This is a genomic window from Mesorhizobium sp. SP-1A (assembly GCF_032460275.1).
In the GTDB taxonomy this organism is placed as follows: domain Bacteria; phylum Pseudomonadota; class Alphaproteobacteria; order Rhizobiales; family Rhizobiaceae; genus Mesorhizobium.
Map to the genome: position 1 here is coordinate 156,378 of NZ_JAVXZD010000007.1, position 15,166 is coordinate 171,543.

A 15,166-nucleotide genomic window follows, 5' to 3' on the forward strand; every position below is an offset into this window, starting at 1 on the left:
CATCTCAGGAACAAAAGGGAGGTATTACATGCGTGCTTCGATCGTCTCGGCACTCGCCGCCGCGCTCGTCTGCGGCGTCTTCACCGGCGTCGCGCGGGCCGACGAGGAAAAGGTCGTCAACGTCTACAACTGGTCGGACTATATCGCGCCCGACACGGCGGCCAAGTTCGAGAAGGAGACCGGCATCAAGGTCACCTATGACGTCTATGACGGCAACGAGGTGCTCGAGACCAAGCTTCTGACCGGCGGCTCGGGCTACGACGTGGTCTATCCGTCCGCCTTTCCGTTCCTGAAGAACCAGGTGGCGGCGGGCGCCTTCCAGCCGCTGGACAAGGCCAAGCTGACCAACCTTTCCAAGGTCGACCCGCAGGCGCTGAAGCTGATCTCCACCGCCGATCCGGACAACACGTTCGCGGTGCCCTACATGTCGGTGACCGACGGCGTCGGCTACAATGTCGAGGCGGTGAAGCAGCGCATGCCCGATGCGCCGGTCGATTCCTTCGACATGGTGTTCAACCCGGAGGTGGTAAACAAGTTCGCCGATTGCGGCGTGGCCATGATCGACGCGCCGGCCGAAATCATCCCCATGGCTATGAACTATCTGCATCTCGACCCGCACTCGACCAATCCCGACGACATCAACAAGGTCGAGGAACTGATGGCCAAGGTGCGGCCCTATATCCGCTATTTCCACTCCTCGAAATACATCAACGACCTCGCCAACGGCGACATCTGCGTGGTGCTGGGGTGGTCGGGCGATATCTTGCAGGCCAAGACGCGGGCGGCCGAATCCGCCAAGAAGCTGGAGATCGCCTATTCCATCCCGAAGGAAGGCACGCTCATCAACTTCGATACGATGGCGATTCCGAAGGACGCGCCGCATCCTGAGAACGGACTGGCCTGGATCAACTTCAACATGCGCCCGGATATCGCGGCGGCCAATTCCAGTTATGTGTCCTACGCCAACCCGATCCCGGAATCGCTGCCGCTGATGGACCAGGCCGTGGCCAAGGATCCGGGCGTGTTTCCGCCCGACGACGTCAAGGCCAAGCTGTTCGTGGTGCACACCGCCGACGCCAAGCTGCTGAGGCTCCAGAACCGGCTATGGACGCGAGTCGTCACCGGCCAGTGACGAAAAGCAGGCGACGGGACGGCCTGTGACCTGGCCGATCGCTTCCGATCATCCCCTCTGTCCGGCAGGGCCGAGGGGATGTGGAGCGCACATCAGCTAAAGCAGATCGGCATAGTCCCCGGCGCCTTCAATCCCGGATCTCCGATGCCTGCCGCCCCATCTTCACATCAGGAGGTCCCGGGCAGCGGCCATCAGCTCCACCTGCGAATGGATGCCGAGCTTGCGGTACACCTTCTTGATGTGGTTGCGAACCGTGCCGGACGAGATGGACAGGCTGCGCGAGATGGATTTGGCGCAGCCGCCATTGATGAGCAGGCCGGCGATCTGGCGCTCGCGTGCGGAAAGTCGCGACAGGCGCGGCGAGGGCAGGGGATCGTCGCAATGACATCCAGGTTTCCCGCAATGTTCCTGGATGCGGCCGCGCTCCCCGCTTCGTTCCTCGGCGCGCCATTGCCGCCACAGCCGCTCCAGCACAAGCCGTGTCGCGCCGCTGGCGGCTTCGGCCAGCGCGACGTCGGCCGGGTCGAAAGCGGGCGCGCCCTGCCGGCGCAGGAAAGTGACGTAGCCGGCCGTCGCGTTGTCGAGGTTGAACACGCCTGTGATCTCGTCGAAGCTTTCCGAAGGTTCGTAAAAGTCGCGGTAATAGGCGGTGCGGCGGAAGTCGCCGGCATCCAGCGCCGCAAGCGGCAGCAGGAAATCCCGCCGCGTCGAGGCGAACATGCGAAAGAACGGGTCCTGCCGGTAGATGCGCGCGTCGTAGTCGCGGTTCCAGCGGTCCGGCCCATGGTCGTCTATGGTCACGGAGCTGAAGTCGCGCAGATAAAGCCCGATATAGACGCGGTCGGAGGCCAGCAACTCACGTGCGGCGGTGGTGAAATTGGCCGAAATCTCCTGCGGCGAAGCCGCCGTCGCGGCCGCCGCCACGCCATGGCTCCAGCGGCCGAGCTGGTCGAGGGAAAGATCAGGTCGCATGTCGGTCACGATAGCCGACGCCGGCATGATTTCAAGTTGACGTCCGCACGCCGGTCGTGCCGTATCGGGCAGTAGAAGGAACCATCCATGCGCAACATCACCGTCGCCGCCACGCAGATGCCCTGCGTCTGGGACGAGAAGGCCAATATCGCGCGCGCGGAGGCGCTGGTGCGGCAGGCGAAGGCCAAGGGCGCCGACCTGGTGCTGATCCAGGAACTCTTTGCCACGCCCTATTTCTGCCAGGACCAGTTGCACGAGTTCTTCGACCTCGCCCACCCGTTCGAGGGCAACCCGCTGATCGCGCATTTCGCCGCGCTGGCGGCGGAACTGGGCGTGGTGCTGCCCGTCAGCTATTTCGAGCGGGCTGGCCAGTCCTATTTCAACAGTCTCGTCGTGATCGACGCCGACGGCAAGGTGCTCGGCAATTACCGCAAGAGCCACATACCGGACGGGCCGGGCTATACGGAAAAGTTCTATTTCTCGCCGGGCGACACTGGCTTCAGGGTGTGGAGGACCAGGGCCGGCACCATCGGCGTCGGCATCTGCTGGGACCAGTGGTTTCCGGAAGCCGCCCGCTCCATGGCGCTGATGGGTGCCGAGGTGCTGCTCTATCCAACCGCCATCGGCTCGGAGCCGCATGACGCGGGGCTGGATTCCAGCGCCCACTGGCAGCGCGTGATGCAGGGCCACGCCGGCGCCAACATCATGCCGCTGGTCGCGTCGAACCGCATCGGCACGGAACCCGGCCGCAACGGCACCAGCATCACCTTCTACGGCTCCTCCTTCATCGCCGACCCGACCGGCGCCAAGGTGGCGGAAGCCGACCGCGAAACCGAAACCGTGCTGACGGCAAGCTTCGACCTCGACGCCATCGCGCACCAGCGGCGGTCCTGGGGCGTGTTCCGCGACCGTCGGCCGGAATTGTATGGGCGGCTGGCGACACTGGACGGTCAGACGGTGTCGGGCCGCGACTGAGCAGATCCCCGGCCGGTGTGGCCGCGTTATCTCGCGCTGGCAGCGGCCGGACAATAGCGACGCGCCGGACCTGACGTCGCTTATTCCTCAAAACGGCTGGTCGGCTCGCGATCGCGCTCGTACCGTCTCTTGAGCGGGAACGGCGGCAGCCAGGACTGGCGGCGGACGGTCCAGAGCTCGTAGGTCGGCATCAGCTGGTCGGGAGCATCGAGCGCGCCTAGGCTCACTTCGATTTCGTCGGCGCTGCGCGAGAACACCGAAGAGCCGCAGCGAGAGCAGAAAAACCGTCCGGCATAGCCGCGTGGTTCGCCTTCGATCGACACGGCGGTTTGAGGAAATATCGCGGAGGCGTGAAAAAGCGCCCCGTGATGCTTGCGACAGTCGAGGCAATGGCAAAGGCCGACCCGGTACGGACGGCCCGTCGCCACGATCCGAACGCTGCCGCACAGGCAACCGCCCGTAAACCGGTCCATGCTGCACCTCCTCCAGATCGAGCGGCCATGTCTATAACGAACGCCGCGGAGCGTCCATGAACATCCGGCCCTGCATTTTTGGCGCGACTTCTGCTACAATGGCGCCCGGTCTTCCGCGTTCCCTGCGGAGACGGTCCGGAACATTCGGCCAGGGGGATACTCCATGAGCAAGAGCGCCGGCATCCTGATGTACAAGCGCGCGGCCGGCACGATCCTCGTGCTGCTGGTTCATCCCGGCGGCCCGTTCTGGAGCAAGCGCGACCAGGGCGCGTGGTCGATCCCGAAGGGCGAATATGACGGCGAGGACCCGCAGGAAGCGGCCCGCCGTGAATTCGCCGAGGAAACCGGCGAGGCGCCCGAACGCGACCTGCTGCCGCTGGGCGAGGTGCGCCAGAAGGGCGGCAAGCAGGTGGTCGCCTTCGCCTGCGAGGGCGACATGGACACGGCGCGCATGCACAGCAATGCCTTTGAGATGGAATGGCCGCCCGGCAGCGGGCGGCGGCAGTCCTTTCCGGAGGTGGACCGCTCCGGCTGGTTCTCGCTGGCGCAGGCGCGTGAGAAGATACTGGAAGGCCAGCGGCCTTTCCTGGATCGGCTGGAACGCTTCTGCGGTGGCTCCGACCTGGCCTGACCGCGGGGCTGGACCAAGGTCTCCGCCCAGCCACATAGTTTGCCTATAGGCCCCACTAAAACCCCTTCACGCGAAAAAAGACAGCTTTCCGGGCCCGCGCAGGTTGGCGCGCTTTTGTGTTGACTCGGATTTCGATCTGCCGCTAAGTTGTACACCTAACCATACAACTAATGGGAAGAGGTGATGGCTGTGGAGGCGGGAGCAGGTCCGCAGAGAGTCGAAGCGGAGGCTCTGCGGCAACGAAGCTACAGGATCGTGCGGCTGCGCCACCCCGGGCGCTGGCTGGCGGGCATCGTCGTTCTCGGCCTGCTGGCGCTGCTGGTGCAGGCTTTCGCCCATGGGCAGATCCAGTGGAACGTCGTCGCCGAGTTCCTGACCGCCGGCGTGATCGTCCGTGGCTTTGGCATCACGCTGCTCATCTCGGCCCTTGCGATGCTCCTTGGCATCAGCCTCGGCACGATCTTCGCCGTCATGCGGCTGTCGGCCAATCCGGTGACGCGCTTCGTGGCATGGCTCTATGTCTGGATATTTCGGGGCACGCCGGTGCTGCTCCAGCTCCTTATCTGGTTCAACATCGCGCTGGTCTTCCCGCGCATTGTCATTCCTGGCGTCTTCGAAGGCCGCACCGTGGATGTCGTCACGCCCTTCGTTGCCGCGCTGCTGGGCTTGGGCATCAATGAAGGCGCCTATATGACGGAGGTCGTGCGCGGCGGCATCAATTCGGTCGACCACGGCCAGACCGAGGCCGCCAACACGCTCGGCATGTCGCGCTTTCAGACGCTGCGGCGCATCATCCTGCCGCAGGCCATGCGGCTGATCGTGCCCGTTCTAGGCAACTCGGCCATCGGCATGTTGAAATTCTCGTCGCTCGCCGCCGCTATCTCCTGCACGGAAATGCTCAATGCCGCGCAGCAGGTCTACTTCGTCAACGGAGCGGTCATCGAGCTGCTGTTCGTCTGCGCCATCTGGTATCTGGCGGCCACCACGGTTCTCAGCATCGTCCAGTACTTCATCGAAAAGCATTACGGCAAAGGCGCCTCGCGCAAAAGCGTCTGGTCGTCCTTCAAGTTGCCCTTCGGTTTCGGCACGGCTGCCACGCCCGCGATGGAGAAGGCGCAATGACCGAAACCATCGTCAAGGCCATCAACATCCATAAGAAGTTCGCCGGCCGCGAGGTTCTGCGTGGCGTGGATCTGGAAGTCCGCAATGGCGAGGTGCTGTGCATCCTTGGTCCTTCCGGCAGCGGCAAGAGCACGCTTCTGCGTTGCCTCAACCATCTCGAGACCTTGGACGACGGGGTCGTGTGGATAGACGGCCAGATCATCGGCTACGAGTTGCGTAACGGCACGCTGAAGGAGCTTCCGGCTCGCAAGGTACGGCGTCAACAGCGCGAAATCGGGATGGTGTTCCAGCACTTCAACCTGTTCCCGCACATGACCGCCCTGGAAAACATCATCGAAGGGCCGGTGACGGTACGCAGGGAGCCTCGCGCGGCCGCGATCGCGCGCGCCGAAAAGTTGCTGGCTTCGGTGGGGCTCGCCGAGCGGCGGGACGCCTATCCGGCGCAGCTTTCCGGCGGCCAGAAGCAGCGCGTGGCGATTGCCCGCGCGCTCGCCATGAATCCCAAGGTGATGCTGTTCGACGAACCGACCTCCGCGCTCGACCCCGAATTGGTGGGCGAGGTGTTGGACGTGATGCGCGAACTGGCCGCCTCCGGCACCACCATGGTGGTCGTCACCCACGAAATCGGATTTGCCCGCGAGGTGGCCGACCGTGTCGCCGTCATGGTCGAAGGGGAAATCCGCGAAATGGGGCCGCCCGCCGACGTGCTGGCGAACCCGACCGATGCCCGCGTGCGCAGCTTCCTGGCACGCGTGCTGGCCTGATCCAGATCAACGCTCGATGAACATGAAAGAGGAGCATGTCATGAAATCCAGCAATACGTCCCGCCGCGCGGGTTTGTCGTTTGCCCGCCTGGCGGTGGCGACCGCACTTGCTTTCGGCGTTGCCGGCAGCTTCGCCGCCTCGGCGGCCGAGTCCGGCAAGTCCAACGAGCAGCTGCGCGAAATGCTGCCGGCAAGCGTGCGCGATGCGGGCACGATGAAGGTGGTCATCAGCCTGGCCTACCCGCCGATGGAATATTCGGACGCCGGTTCGACCGATCTCAAGGGCGCCGACATCGACCTCGCCAAGGAAGTGGCGGACCGCCTCGGCCTCAAGATCGACTTCCAGAATGTCGAGTTTCCCCAGCTCATCACCTCGGTGACCACCGGCCGCGCGGACATGATCTGGACGGCTTTTTCGGATCTGACCAAGCGCCAGGGACAGCTCGATTTCATCGATTATTTCAAGACGGGCAACAAGATCTTCGTGCCGGTCAGCTATCAGGACAACATCAAGGCGGTCAAAGATCTGTGCGGCAAGACCGTCTCGGTCGCGACCGGCACGAACTGGGTCGGCATCATGGAAGACCTCAGCAAGCAGACCTGCGACGCCTCCAACCAGGTGAACATCCTGCAGATCGGCACGCTGGGCGAACAGCTCATGCAGCTCAAGCAGGATCGCGCGCAGGCGGTTATGATGGGCTTCGAAGGCGTACTCGACCTGCAGAAGCAGCAACCCGACAAATTCTACACCATCGGCGACCTGTATGACCCGGGCAATTACGGCATCGGCTTCGCCAAGGGCTCGACCCAGCTGCGCGACGCCGTCCAGGCGACGCTTGAGGCCATGAAGGCCGATGGCGCGTATGAAAAGATCCTCGACCGTTATGGCCTGAAGGAAGCAGCCGTGGATAGCTTCACCGTCAACGCGGGGAAGTGATCCGAAAGGGGGACCGCATTCGATGACGACGGAATTCGCTCTCAACCCGCACGAGCCGACGCCGCTCTACGCGCAGCTCTACAGGATGCTGCGCGTGCGCATCCTCGACGGCGAATATGCCGAGGGTGAAGCGATTCCGTCCGAAACGGTGCTGCGGGACGCGCATGGCATCACGCGCAGCACCGTTCGCAACGCGGTGGCGCTGCTGGCCAAGGAGGGCCTTGTCCAGCAGATCCGCGGCAAGGGCACGATCGTCACCTACACCCCCATCAATCACAGCATCTGGAACTTCGGCGGTTTCACCGATTTTTCCCGTGCGCGCGGCCAGCGGCCGGTGACCTCGCTCCTGTCCCGCACGATCGAGGATGGGCCGCAAGGAAAGATCCTCCGGCTGGTGCGCGCGCGCGGCATCGCCATCGAAGACGTGCAGACCTTCCTCAACCTCGATACGTCGTGGCTGGACCTGCGGCGGTATCCTGGTTTGGAAAAATTCGATTTCGAGCAACTGTCGCTCTATCAGGTGATGCGCGAAAACTACGGCGTGGTGCCGACCCGCTCGGAACTGACGCTATCCATCGTCCCGCATTCGGACCTGACCCGGCAAGTGTTCGGCGCAACCGACTCGCCCGGCTTCATCTGCGCCAGCGGCGATGTCTACGACAGCACGGACCAACTGGTGGAGCGCACCTCGGTGATCTATTCGCCGACGCTCGAAATGAAGGTCGGAACGTCGTGGAACGGTGCACCGCGCGCATCCCGGCATCCAGCTACGCTCTAGCCTTTTCGCCGGCCTTCCGACCGGCGCGAACCCAGCAGATAGGACAGTACTTTGAACAATCGTTTCCGTGAAATCTTTGTCACTCCCAAGCCGATCCTGGGGATGCTGCACCTGACGGGTTCGTCCGCCGAAGAGCGATTGGAAATCGCCCGCAAGGAAACCGGGACGTTGATCGAAAACGGCGTGGACGGCGTGATCGTGGAAAACTACTTCGGCGACAAGGACGACGTGCGCCGCGTGCTGGAATGGCTGGAGACGCGCAATCCCGGAGTCTTGGTCGGCCTGAATGTGCTGCGCGACCATCGTCTCGCCTTCGAACTGGCGAAGCAGTTCAGGGTCGATTTCATCCAGATGGATTCGGTCGCCGGCCATTTGCCGCCGGAAGAAGACAAGGATTTTGCCGTCGAGCTTGCCGAATTGCGCGACGGAGTCTCGTCTGTGCTGCTCGGCGGGGTGCGCTTCAAGTACCAGCCGGTGAAATCCGGCCGTTCGGAACCCGAGGACCTCGCCCTCGGCAAGGAACGCTGCGACGCCATCGTGGTGACCAGCGACGCCACCGGCCAGGTCACCGACCTTGATAAAGTGCGCCGTTTCCGCGCCACGACCGGCAGCGATTTCCCGCTTCTCATCGGCGCCGGCCTCACCGCCGCCAATGCGCGCGAGCAGCTTCTGGAAGCGGATGGCGCGATCGTCGGCAGCTATTTCAAGGACACTTACGCCGATACCGGCATCGTTGACGGCGCGCATGTCGCAGAACTCATGAATGTCGTCGAGAACCTGCGCGGCGAAAGCGCGGCATCTGCCATGCGCGTGGAGGCTTGAACCATGCAGATCGAAGCCGTCAATGTGCTCGAAGGTGATTTCGCGCCCTATGGCCGTGTCTACGACATGAAGTCGGCGGAGCCCTCGAAGGATCCGGCCACCCGCACCATCCATTCGCAAGGTTCCGGCTGGGAGGACACCTACACCGCCAATCCGCTTATCGGCTCGAACGGCAGCCTCGGCTTCACGCTGGGCAGCGCATGTCCTTTCCATTCCGCCAAGATGGAGCGGCATCTGCTGACGGAAGAGGCGCTGTTCTGCGCTGCCGATCCGATCGTGCTGGCGGTCGCGGCGCCCACCGCTGAGGATTTTCCCAGTGCGGAAAACATCCGCGCCTTCGTCATCGAACCGAGCACCGTCGTCGTGCTCAACAAGGGCACCTGGCACGACGCCTGCCACGGCGTCGACCGGGAAGCCCGCTATTACTGGATGGCGACCTGCGGCCTTGGCGCCTCGCCCTGGGTCGAGGTCGAGGGCGGCCCTGTCCTGGTGACCGCGCCGGAGCGCGCGCATGGCTGACGGGCAGGAGACGGCGTTCTTCATCGGCGACGTCGCACTCGACGACTATTACACGGCCGGGCGCTGGCCGGGCCTCGCCGACAAGGCCTATATCCGCGAGAGCAAGAGCTATGTCGGAGGCATGATCGCGAACGCCGCAAGCGTCCATGCCGGTCTGGGCGGACGCACCGAATTCATCTCGTTGCTGAACCACAGCGATCTGTCGCGGCGGCTGTGCGACGAACTCAACCGGCTCGACGTCGCCACCACGCATATGCTGTACGATGCCGACACGGCCAATTCGCACAACATGATCTTCCTCGTCGGCGGCGAGCACGTGGTGCTGATCGGTGAAACCGGCAACGCGCCCATGCAGCTTCCCGCTCCCACGCTGGAAGCGCTGCGCAGGCCCGGCTACCTCTACACCACCATTTCCCGCTCCAAGCGCCTGCGCGGCGCCGGCCTTGCCGGGGCGGAGCTGTTGGCCGACCTGCGCGCGCACGGCCGCAAGCTGGTGTTCGATCTCGACGTCGACGGCTTCGCGCCGGCCGACGTGGCATATCTGCGCGGCGCCGACGTCGTCATCATGAACGAGATCGGTTTCGGCCTCGCCTTCGGCACGATCGAACTGTCGGCGATCAACGATTGGATGCGCGAGCACGAGGTTCGTGTCGTCATCCGCACCTTGGCCGCCGCAGGCGCCGAAACCTATGACGGCAGCGGTGTTGTAAAGGTGGCGGGCTACGACGTGCCGGTGGTGGACGTGACCGGCGCCGGCGACACGTTCGGCGGCGCCTTCGTCTATGCCATCGCGCGCGATGCCGACCTTGCCTCGGCGCTGGATTTCGCCGTCGCGGCGGCCTCGCGCGCCGTCATGTCGGAAGGGCCCCAGAGCGGTGTCGCGCCAAGAGCGGTCATCGAACAATTCCGCGCGGACAAGGCCGCTCGATAAAACACCCGCTTCGGTCCGGGTTATCAGGCAACGATCATCCGGCACCCGCACCCGGCCATCCGGGCCTCCCGCGCTGTTGCAGCAGCGGCGTGTCGGGGACGTCACCCCGACAGATTGAACTAAGGACCAATTGTGTTGAGCGGGCGGGAGCCGATCCTGCTTTTATCGGGAGATATGCAAACCGAGGCTTCAATTCAGGCCGGGCGTGATTTCATGAAAGTTGTCCGACATCGCGGAAGGCTGCATGATGAATGGCAATGTCCTTTTTGCGAGGTGGCAAGCGCTTTATCGTGGTGACTGTCGGGCGCGACCGGGCCAACCCTGGGGCGGAATTCGCGCTTAAGCAGGAGGAACCCGCATGACGATGGCTCCGTTACCTGTGTCACATCTGCGGTTGAAACGCGCCTACGAGCCGGCCGAGCCTGGCGACGGTCTACGGATTCTCATCGACCGGCTTTGGCCGCGCGGCGTGAGCAAGGCGAAAGCCGCTCTGGATGATTGGATGAAGGACATCGCGCCGAGCACGGATTTGCGGCAATGGTTCGGTCACGATCCGGCGCGCTGGGCGGAGTTCCAGCGAAGATACAGGGCCGAACTGCGGCAACATGGCGATGAACTCGATCGCATTCGCGATCTCGCACGGACGCACACGGTTACGCTCGTTTATGGCGCCCGTGACGAGGAACACAACGACGCGGTTGTGCTGAGAGACGTGCTTCTGGAAGAAAAGAAGAGCTAGCAAAATGACGAAGCGCTTCGTGATCGGCGATCATGTGACCTGGAACTCCGAAGCCGGCCGGGTGTCAGGAACCATTATTGCGATCCATACCAGCGACTTCGACTACAAGGGTCATACCCATCGCGCGACGGAAAGCGACCCTCAATACGAAATCAAGAGCGACAAGACCGACCATATCGCCGCTCACAAAGGCAGCGCCCTCGACTACGCGTGAAGGCGCATGGAGCTACCTTTCTTCACCATCGGTCATTCGAACAGGAGCATCGAGACATTCGCAGAGCTTCTGCGCGAAGCACGGGTGGAACTCCTCGTTGACATCAGGCGGATCCCGATGTCGCGGACCAATCCGCAATTCAATAAGGACAGGCTGCCGGATGCGATGGCGCCATTCCAGATTTCCTACCAACACATCGCCGCTCTCGGCGGTCTCCGCAGTAAGACCCCGACATTGCCCGCCGCGATCAACGGCTTCTGGACGAACAAGAGTTTCCACAATTACGCCGATTACGCGCTTTCGGAGGCGTTTCGCGGGGGTTTCGAGGAACTGCTGGAGTTGGGGCACCAGCGGCGTTCGGCCATCATGTGCTCGGAGGCGGTCTGGTGGCGATGCCATCGCCGCATCGTCGCAGACTATCTCATTGTCAGGGGCGAGACCGTTTTCCATATTTTGGATCGCGAGCACATCGAACCGGCCCATCTGACGCCCGGCGCGGCCGCGCAAGCCGACGGAAGCGTGGTTTACCCCATTGCATCTTCAGGCGGGTAGCTGCCGTTCCTGGTTGGCGATCTGCATCGACGTCCTATGCCCTTGCAGCGGCTTGCCGGGCTTGGCAGGCAGGTCGGCTTGACCCGAGGGAGCGCGACCTGGGCGATACAGGCTCGAACCATTTCATACAGAGTTTGCGCCGAGCGCCAAGGCGCCGGCCGGCTGATCCGAGCGGAAATGATACTTTAGTATAGACTCTACGCGATCATTCGCGCATGCTAATTCTCGGCAGCAAGATGTGGCACTAGCAAAGTTTGACGGAGGTTCGGCCCGCAGGTCAGGGGTCGGGCGCCGCGCTGCCACGTGCATTTTCTCGCGCCCGGAAGCGGCGGGATGAAAACACTTGATGTAGGCCGGGGCGCAGGCCCGGGCCGGGTTTCTGCGCAGACGTTTGAGCACTACCTGCACACTGAAAGGTCGGGCGACGCGGTTGGGAAATGTCCAAACGGCCAGCGGCGGCGCTTTGACAGAGTGAGACGGAAGGAAGTTCCAACGCATCGGGTCGTCAGCGTTCGCCACGGGATCGGCCCGTTTCCTGTTGCTATCTGAGTTCGGGTTTCGGAGGAGAAGATGGCCAATCTGCGTGAGGCAACGCTCGAAGAGCTCCTGATCGACCCAGTCATCGTGAAGGTGATGACGAGCGACGGCGTGCGCGCCGAGGATATCCGGCAACTGATTAGGCTGGTGAATTTCAGGACATTTCTCCGTCGCGACATAGGCCGTCCGGTCAACGTGACCGCGATTTCCTCCGCGTGTTCCTGAGGTTGTCGGCCCGAGGTCAATCACGCCTTCCTGCCTTGAGACGTACACAGGGGCGCCGCAAAGGCGGCCTCCGGGTGGAATGACCTCGCTCGGCTAGACGCGTTTGCAGATTGTCTGTGCGACAAGGACAGCGCGATCGCCCGCTCCGAAGTGGCAGCACGTTCACGGATCGTTGAAGCCCTGAGAGCAGCGGCGGAGTTTTCGCAGGAAACAATGCCGGGTTTCAGATGTTCGGCCGAGATTACCATCCATCTCCGGCCGTCAAGACCATGCCTGATACCCTCTCGATCGATCGCCCAGAAAACCATGTTTCAGCAAGGCCCATGGCCTTTTGGTGGGCCATGCCGGTGGGGCGGTGCGGGTGATGCTCGGCATATTCGTGGGAACCCGTGGACGACAATATGTCGTATCGGCACCTGATGGCCATCACTGCATGGAAACGGAGGTAGGCGACCAGGTGATGGCCTATATCTTGCCGAAATGAATGTCCGCGGATCCAGCGATGGTGGCGTGGAACGCGTCCTGTCCGCCGGACAAGGACGGAAGGCTATGGCAATCGAGAAGAGCAGCAGGCGCGGCCAGGGAAAATTGCGTTCGAACACATGTGCCGGCGCTGTCTTCATGACCGTCGCCCGCGCCCGGCCGAACGGTCGAGGCTGGCTTTTGCGAGCTGCTATCGTGAAGCCTTTACGATGCTGATCTTTCCGCTCGGCTCCAGCGTCATGGTCTCCACCTCCTCAATGCCGGAGAAGCCGTCGATACCCTCCTGCCGCAGGGCCTCCGAGAGATCGGACTCGGAAATCATCGCATCTTTCCTGGCCTTGTGGTTGACGCGGCCGCGTTCGACCAGAATGATGGGGCGACCTTCCACAAGTTGAGACAGCGAGCGTGAACGCGCGACCGCGATCGCGACCAGCACATGCAGGCCGACCATGACGGCTGCCGCCGCCATCGTTCCGGGAAGAGGCGCGTTGCCGGTAACGGCCCGGCCCAGAGCGGAACCGACGACGATCGATAGAACGATATCGAGAGCGGACCAGTGGCCGAAGGTCCGTTGTCCACTCAGCCGCAGCAGGATCAGGCCGTAGAAGAAGATCAGGAATGCGCGCGCGCATTCCTGCGGCAGCGATACGTGGTCCTTTACTCCGAACAATGCCGTCAGGATGTCCATGTTCAATCACCTCGCGCTCGTGGTCTGATCGGTCGCGCCGCCACCGGCGGAACGCTCCGGGACCAATCCACATTCCGGGATCGGGGTTCCGGTCGCTGAACGCCGATCGGTCCTAAAGAACGGCCGCCGCGAACATTCCCAGGACGACGGCCGCCATCGTGGCCGTGGCGAGCCAGCCCACCGCGCTCAAGCCGCGTCCGATCGCAAATTGCTGCATGACTTTCCTGTCGGCGGCCAGCAGCATGAGGATCACCATGACGGGTACGGCCACGACGCCGTTGATCACGGCACTCCAGACCAGCGCGCGCATCGGCTGGATCGGGGTGAAGTTCAGGCCGACGCCGATGAGCGTGGCGAGTGCGACCGTGAAATAGAAGGCTTTGGCTTCCCGCGGCTTGCGCGACAGACCTACCGGCCATCTGGCGACTTCGCCGACCGCGTAGGCGGCGGAGCCCGCCAGCACGGGCACCGCGAGCAGGCCCGTGCCGATGATGCCGGCGGCAAAGATGGTCTTCGCCAATGGTCCGGCTATCGGTTCGAGGGCAGTGGCCGCGTCGACCGAACTTCCAATGGTCGTTATGCCTGCCGGATGCAAGGTCGCGGCCGTGGTCGTCATGATGGCCAGGCCGATGATGTTCGACACAGCCATGCCGATCAACGTGTCGAGTTCAATCCTCGCGCGCGCCGGTCCGGCTTCGTCCGGAGCCTCGATGAGCGGCTCCTTGCGGGGTTTTTCCTTCAGGTCCTCCACCTCCTGCGAGGCCTGCCAGAAAAACAGATACGGACTGATCGTGGTGCCGAACACGGCCACGATGATGGAAAGATAGCTCGAACTCCATGTGAAACCGGGAAGAAGGAGGTTTCTCGCCAGCATGGCCCAATCCACCTTCGCCACGAACAAGGTCGCGACATAGGAAAGCAGCGCCAGCGACAGCCATTTGAGGACGGCGACATAGCGCTTGTAGACAAGCAGGACCTGCAGACCGATGCAAATGGCACCGAAGAGGATGACATAGGCGAGGGCGGCGCCGCCAAGGAGCAGTTTCAGCGCGTCGCCCATTGCACCGAGGTCCGCGCCGACATTGATGATGTTGGCCGCGAGAAGCGGCAGGGTGACTGCATAGGCGATCCAGGGCCGGTAGCTGCCGGCGATATTCCCGGCGAGGCCGCACCCGGTGGTGCGGCCGACGCGCGCGCTGATGACCTGGACGGCGACTATCAACGGATATGTCAGCACCAGCGACCAGCCGACCGCGTAGCCGAATTGCGCGCCCGCCTGGGAGTAGGTCGCGATGCCGCTCGGATCGTCGTCGGAGGCGCCCGTGACGAGACCGGGGCCCAACAGCTTCAGCAGTCGCGGCTTGCTGGGCTCAACGACAGGATCGCGTGCTGATCGCCGTGGTTGGAGCAGTGACATCTGATCATCGTGCCGGGACCGTGGAAACCCCGGCACGGCTCCTTTCGTTCGGCAAGAGATCACGACCGGTCAACGTGCCGGCGAAGCCAACCGCAATGAGGATTGCCGTGGCTGAAGATGCGGCTTTGGCGAAGGACGGCATGTTTCCTACTCGAAAACAGCGGAACCCAGACTAATTTCTCGTGGATGATTTTAGTTCCGGCTTGTCTGCAGCTTTCTGCATCGACGGAGGTTTGCTGTCCGTCACGACACCGG

18 protein-coding genes are annotated in these 15,166 nt (G+C 63.1%); 14 read left to right on the top strand and 4 right to left on the bottom strand.

Annotation, left to right across the window (positions count from 1 at the left end):
- Positions 1-28 precede the first annotated feature (28 nt).
- Positions 29-1,132 (top strand): polyamine ABC transporter substrate-binding protein, encoded by a 1,104-nt coding sequence (locus QU595_RS25440; RefSeq protein WP_315927222.1) that lies wholly within the window; start codon positions 29-31, stop codon positions 1,130-1,132.
- Between the two features lie 162 nt (positions 1,133-1,294).
- On the opposite strand, the gene QU595_RS25445 is transcribed toward QU595_RS25440, so the two are convergent.
- Positions 1,295-2,104: a helix-turn-helix transcriptional regulator gene (locus tag QU595_RS25445; RefSeq protein ID WP_315927315.1), complete on the bottom strand. Its 810-nt coding sequence runs from the start codon at positions 2,102-2,104 to the stop codon at positions 1,295-1,297.
- Positions 2,105-2,191: 87 nt separating this feature from the next.
- Between QU595_RS25445 and aguB the strand changes: the two genes are divergently transcribed.
- Complete coding sequence (gene aguB, locus QU595_RS25450; RefSeq protein WP_315927224.1) at positions 2,192-3,079, top strand: N-carbamoylputrescine amidase; 888 nt, start codon at positions 2,192-2,194, stop codon at positions 3,077-3,079.
- Positions 3,080-3,159: 80 nt separating this feature from the next.
- Here aguB and QU595_RS25455 read toward each other — a convergent pair whose 3' ends face one another.
- Entirely contained in the window at positions 3,160-3,552 is a 393-nt protein-coding gene (locus QU595_RS25455) for a GFA family protein (RefSeq protein ID WP_315927226.1), read from the bottom strand.
- A 163-nt stretch (positions 3,553-3,715) separates the two neighbouring features.
- Between QU595_RS25455 and QU595_RS25460 the strand changes: the two genes are divergently transcribed.
- The 12 genes from QU595_RS25460 to QU595_RS25515 all read left to right on the top strand — a co-directional run bounded on the left by QU595_RS25460 (position 3,716) and on the right by QU595_RS25515 (position 12,323).
- On the top strand, positions 3,716-4,183 hold the full coding sequence (locus tag QU595_RS25460) for an NUDIX domain-containing protein (RefSeq protein ID WP_315927228.1): 468 nt from the start codon (positions 3,716-3,718) through the stop codon (positions 4,181-4,183).
- Positions 4,184-4,366: 183 nt separating this feature from the next.
- On the top strand, positions 4,367-5,305 hold the full coding sequence (locus tag QU595_RS25465; protein WP_315927230.1) for an amino acid ABC transporter permease: 939 nt from the start codon (positions 4,367-4,369) through the stop codon (positions 5,303-5,305).
- A complete protein-coding gene (locus QU595_RS25470) occupies positions 5,302-6,069 on the top strand; it encodes an amino acid ABC transporter ATP-binding protein (RefSeq protein ID WP_315927232.1) in 768 nt (255 codons plus the stop codon). Before QU595_RS25465 ends, QU595_RS25470 begins: the two co-directional genes overlap by 4 nt.
- A gap of 40 nt (positions 6,070-6,109) precedes the next feature.
- Positions 6,110-7,006 carry an ABC transporter substrate-binding protein gene (locus QU595_RS25475; RefSeq protein ID WP_315927234.1) on the top strand — a complete coding sequence of 299 codons (897 nt, stop codon included), beginning with the start codon at positions 6,110-6,112 and terminating at the stop codon, positions 7,004-7,006.
- 22 nt (positions 7,007-7,028) lie between these two features.
- Entirely contained in the window at positions 7,029-7,784 is a 756-nt protein-coding gene (locus QU595_RS25480) for a GntR family transcriptional regulator (RefSeq protein ID WP_315927236.1), read from the top strand.
- A 51-nt stretch (positions 7,785-7,835) separates the two neighbouring features.
- The gene (locus QU595_RS25485) at positions 7,836-8,606 is read left to right on the top strand and encodes a BtpA/SgcQ family protein (protein ID WP_315927238.1); all 771 of its coding nucleotides are present in this window, start codon (positions 7,836-7,838) and stop codon (positions 8,604-8,606) included.
- Between the two features lie 3 nt (positions 8,607-8,609).
- Positions 8,610-9,125 carry an ureidoglycolate lyase gene (locus tag QU595_RS25490; RefSeq protein WP_315927240.1) on the top strand — a complete coding sequence of 172 codons (516 nt, stop codon included), beginning with the start codon at positions 8,610-8,612 and terminating at the stop codon, positions 9,123-9,125.
- On the top strand, positions 9,118-10,056 hold the full coding sequence (locus QU595_RS25495) for a carbohydrate kinase family protein (RefSeq protein WP_315927242.1): 939 nt from the start codon (positions 9,118-9,120) through the stop codon (positions 10,054-10,056). Before QU595_RS25490 ends, QU595_RS25495 begins: the two co-directional genes overlap by 8 nt.
- A 358-nt stretch (positions 10,057-10,414) precedes the next feature.
- Positions 10,415-10,795: a DUF488 domain-containing protein gene (locus QU595_RS25500; RefSeq protein WP_315927244.1), complete on the top strand. Its 381-nt coding sequence runs from the start codon at positions 10,415-10,417 to the stop codon at positions 10,793-10,795.
- A 4-nt stretch (positions 10,796-10,799) separates the two neighbouring features.
- Positions 10,800-11,009 carry a DUF2945 domain-containing protein gene (locus tag QU595_RS25505; RefSeq protein ID WP_315927246.1) on the top strand — a complete coding sequence of 70 codons (210 nt, stop codon included), beginning with the start codon at positions 10,800-10,802 and terminating at the stop codon, positions 11,007-11,009.
- Positions 11,010-11,015: 6 nt separating this feature from the next.
- Positions 11,016-11,561, top strand: coding sequence for a DUF488 domain-containing protein (locus QU595_RS25510; RefSeq protein ID WP_315927248.1), 546 nt, complete (start codon positions 11,016-11,018; stop codon positions 11,559-11,561).
- Between the two features lie 570 nt (positions 11,562-12,131).
- Positions 12,132-12,323 (top strand): hypothetical protein, encoded by a 192-nt coding sequence (locus QU595_RS25515; RefSeq protein WP_315927250.1) that lies wholly within the window; start codon positions 12,132-12,134, stop codon positions 12,321-12,323.
- A 673-nt stretch (positions 12,324-12,996) separates the two neighbouring features.
- Here the strand turns inward: QU595_RS25515 and QU595_RS25520 are convergent.
- Entirely contained in the window at positions 12,997-13,494 is a 498-nt protein-coding gene (locus QU595_RS25520) for a DUF421 domain-containing protein (protein WP_315927252.1), read from the bottom strand.
- Between the two features lie 112 nt (positions 13,495-13,606).
- Positions 13,607-14,911 carry a divalent metal cation transporter gene (locus QU595_RS25525; RefSeq protein WP_315927254.1) on the bottom strand — a complete coding sequence of 435 codons (1,305 nt, stop codon included), beginning with the start codon at positions 14,909-14,911 and terminating at the stop codon, positions 13,607-13,609.
- Positions 14,912-15,166: the final 255 nt, after the last annotated feature.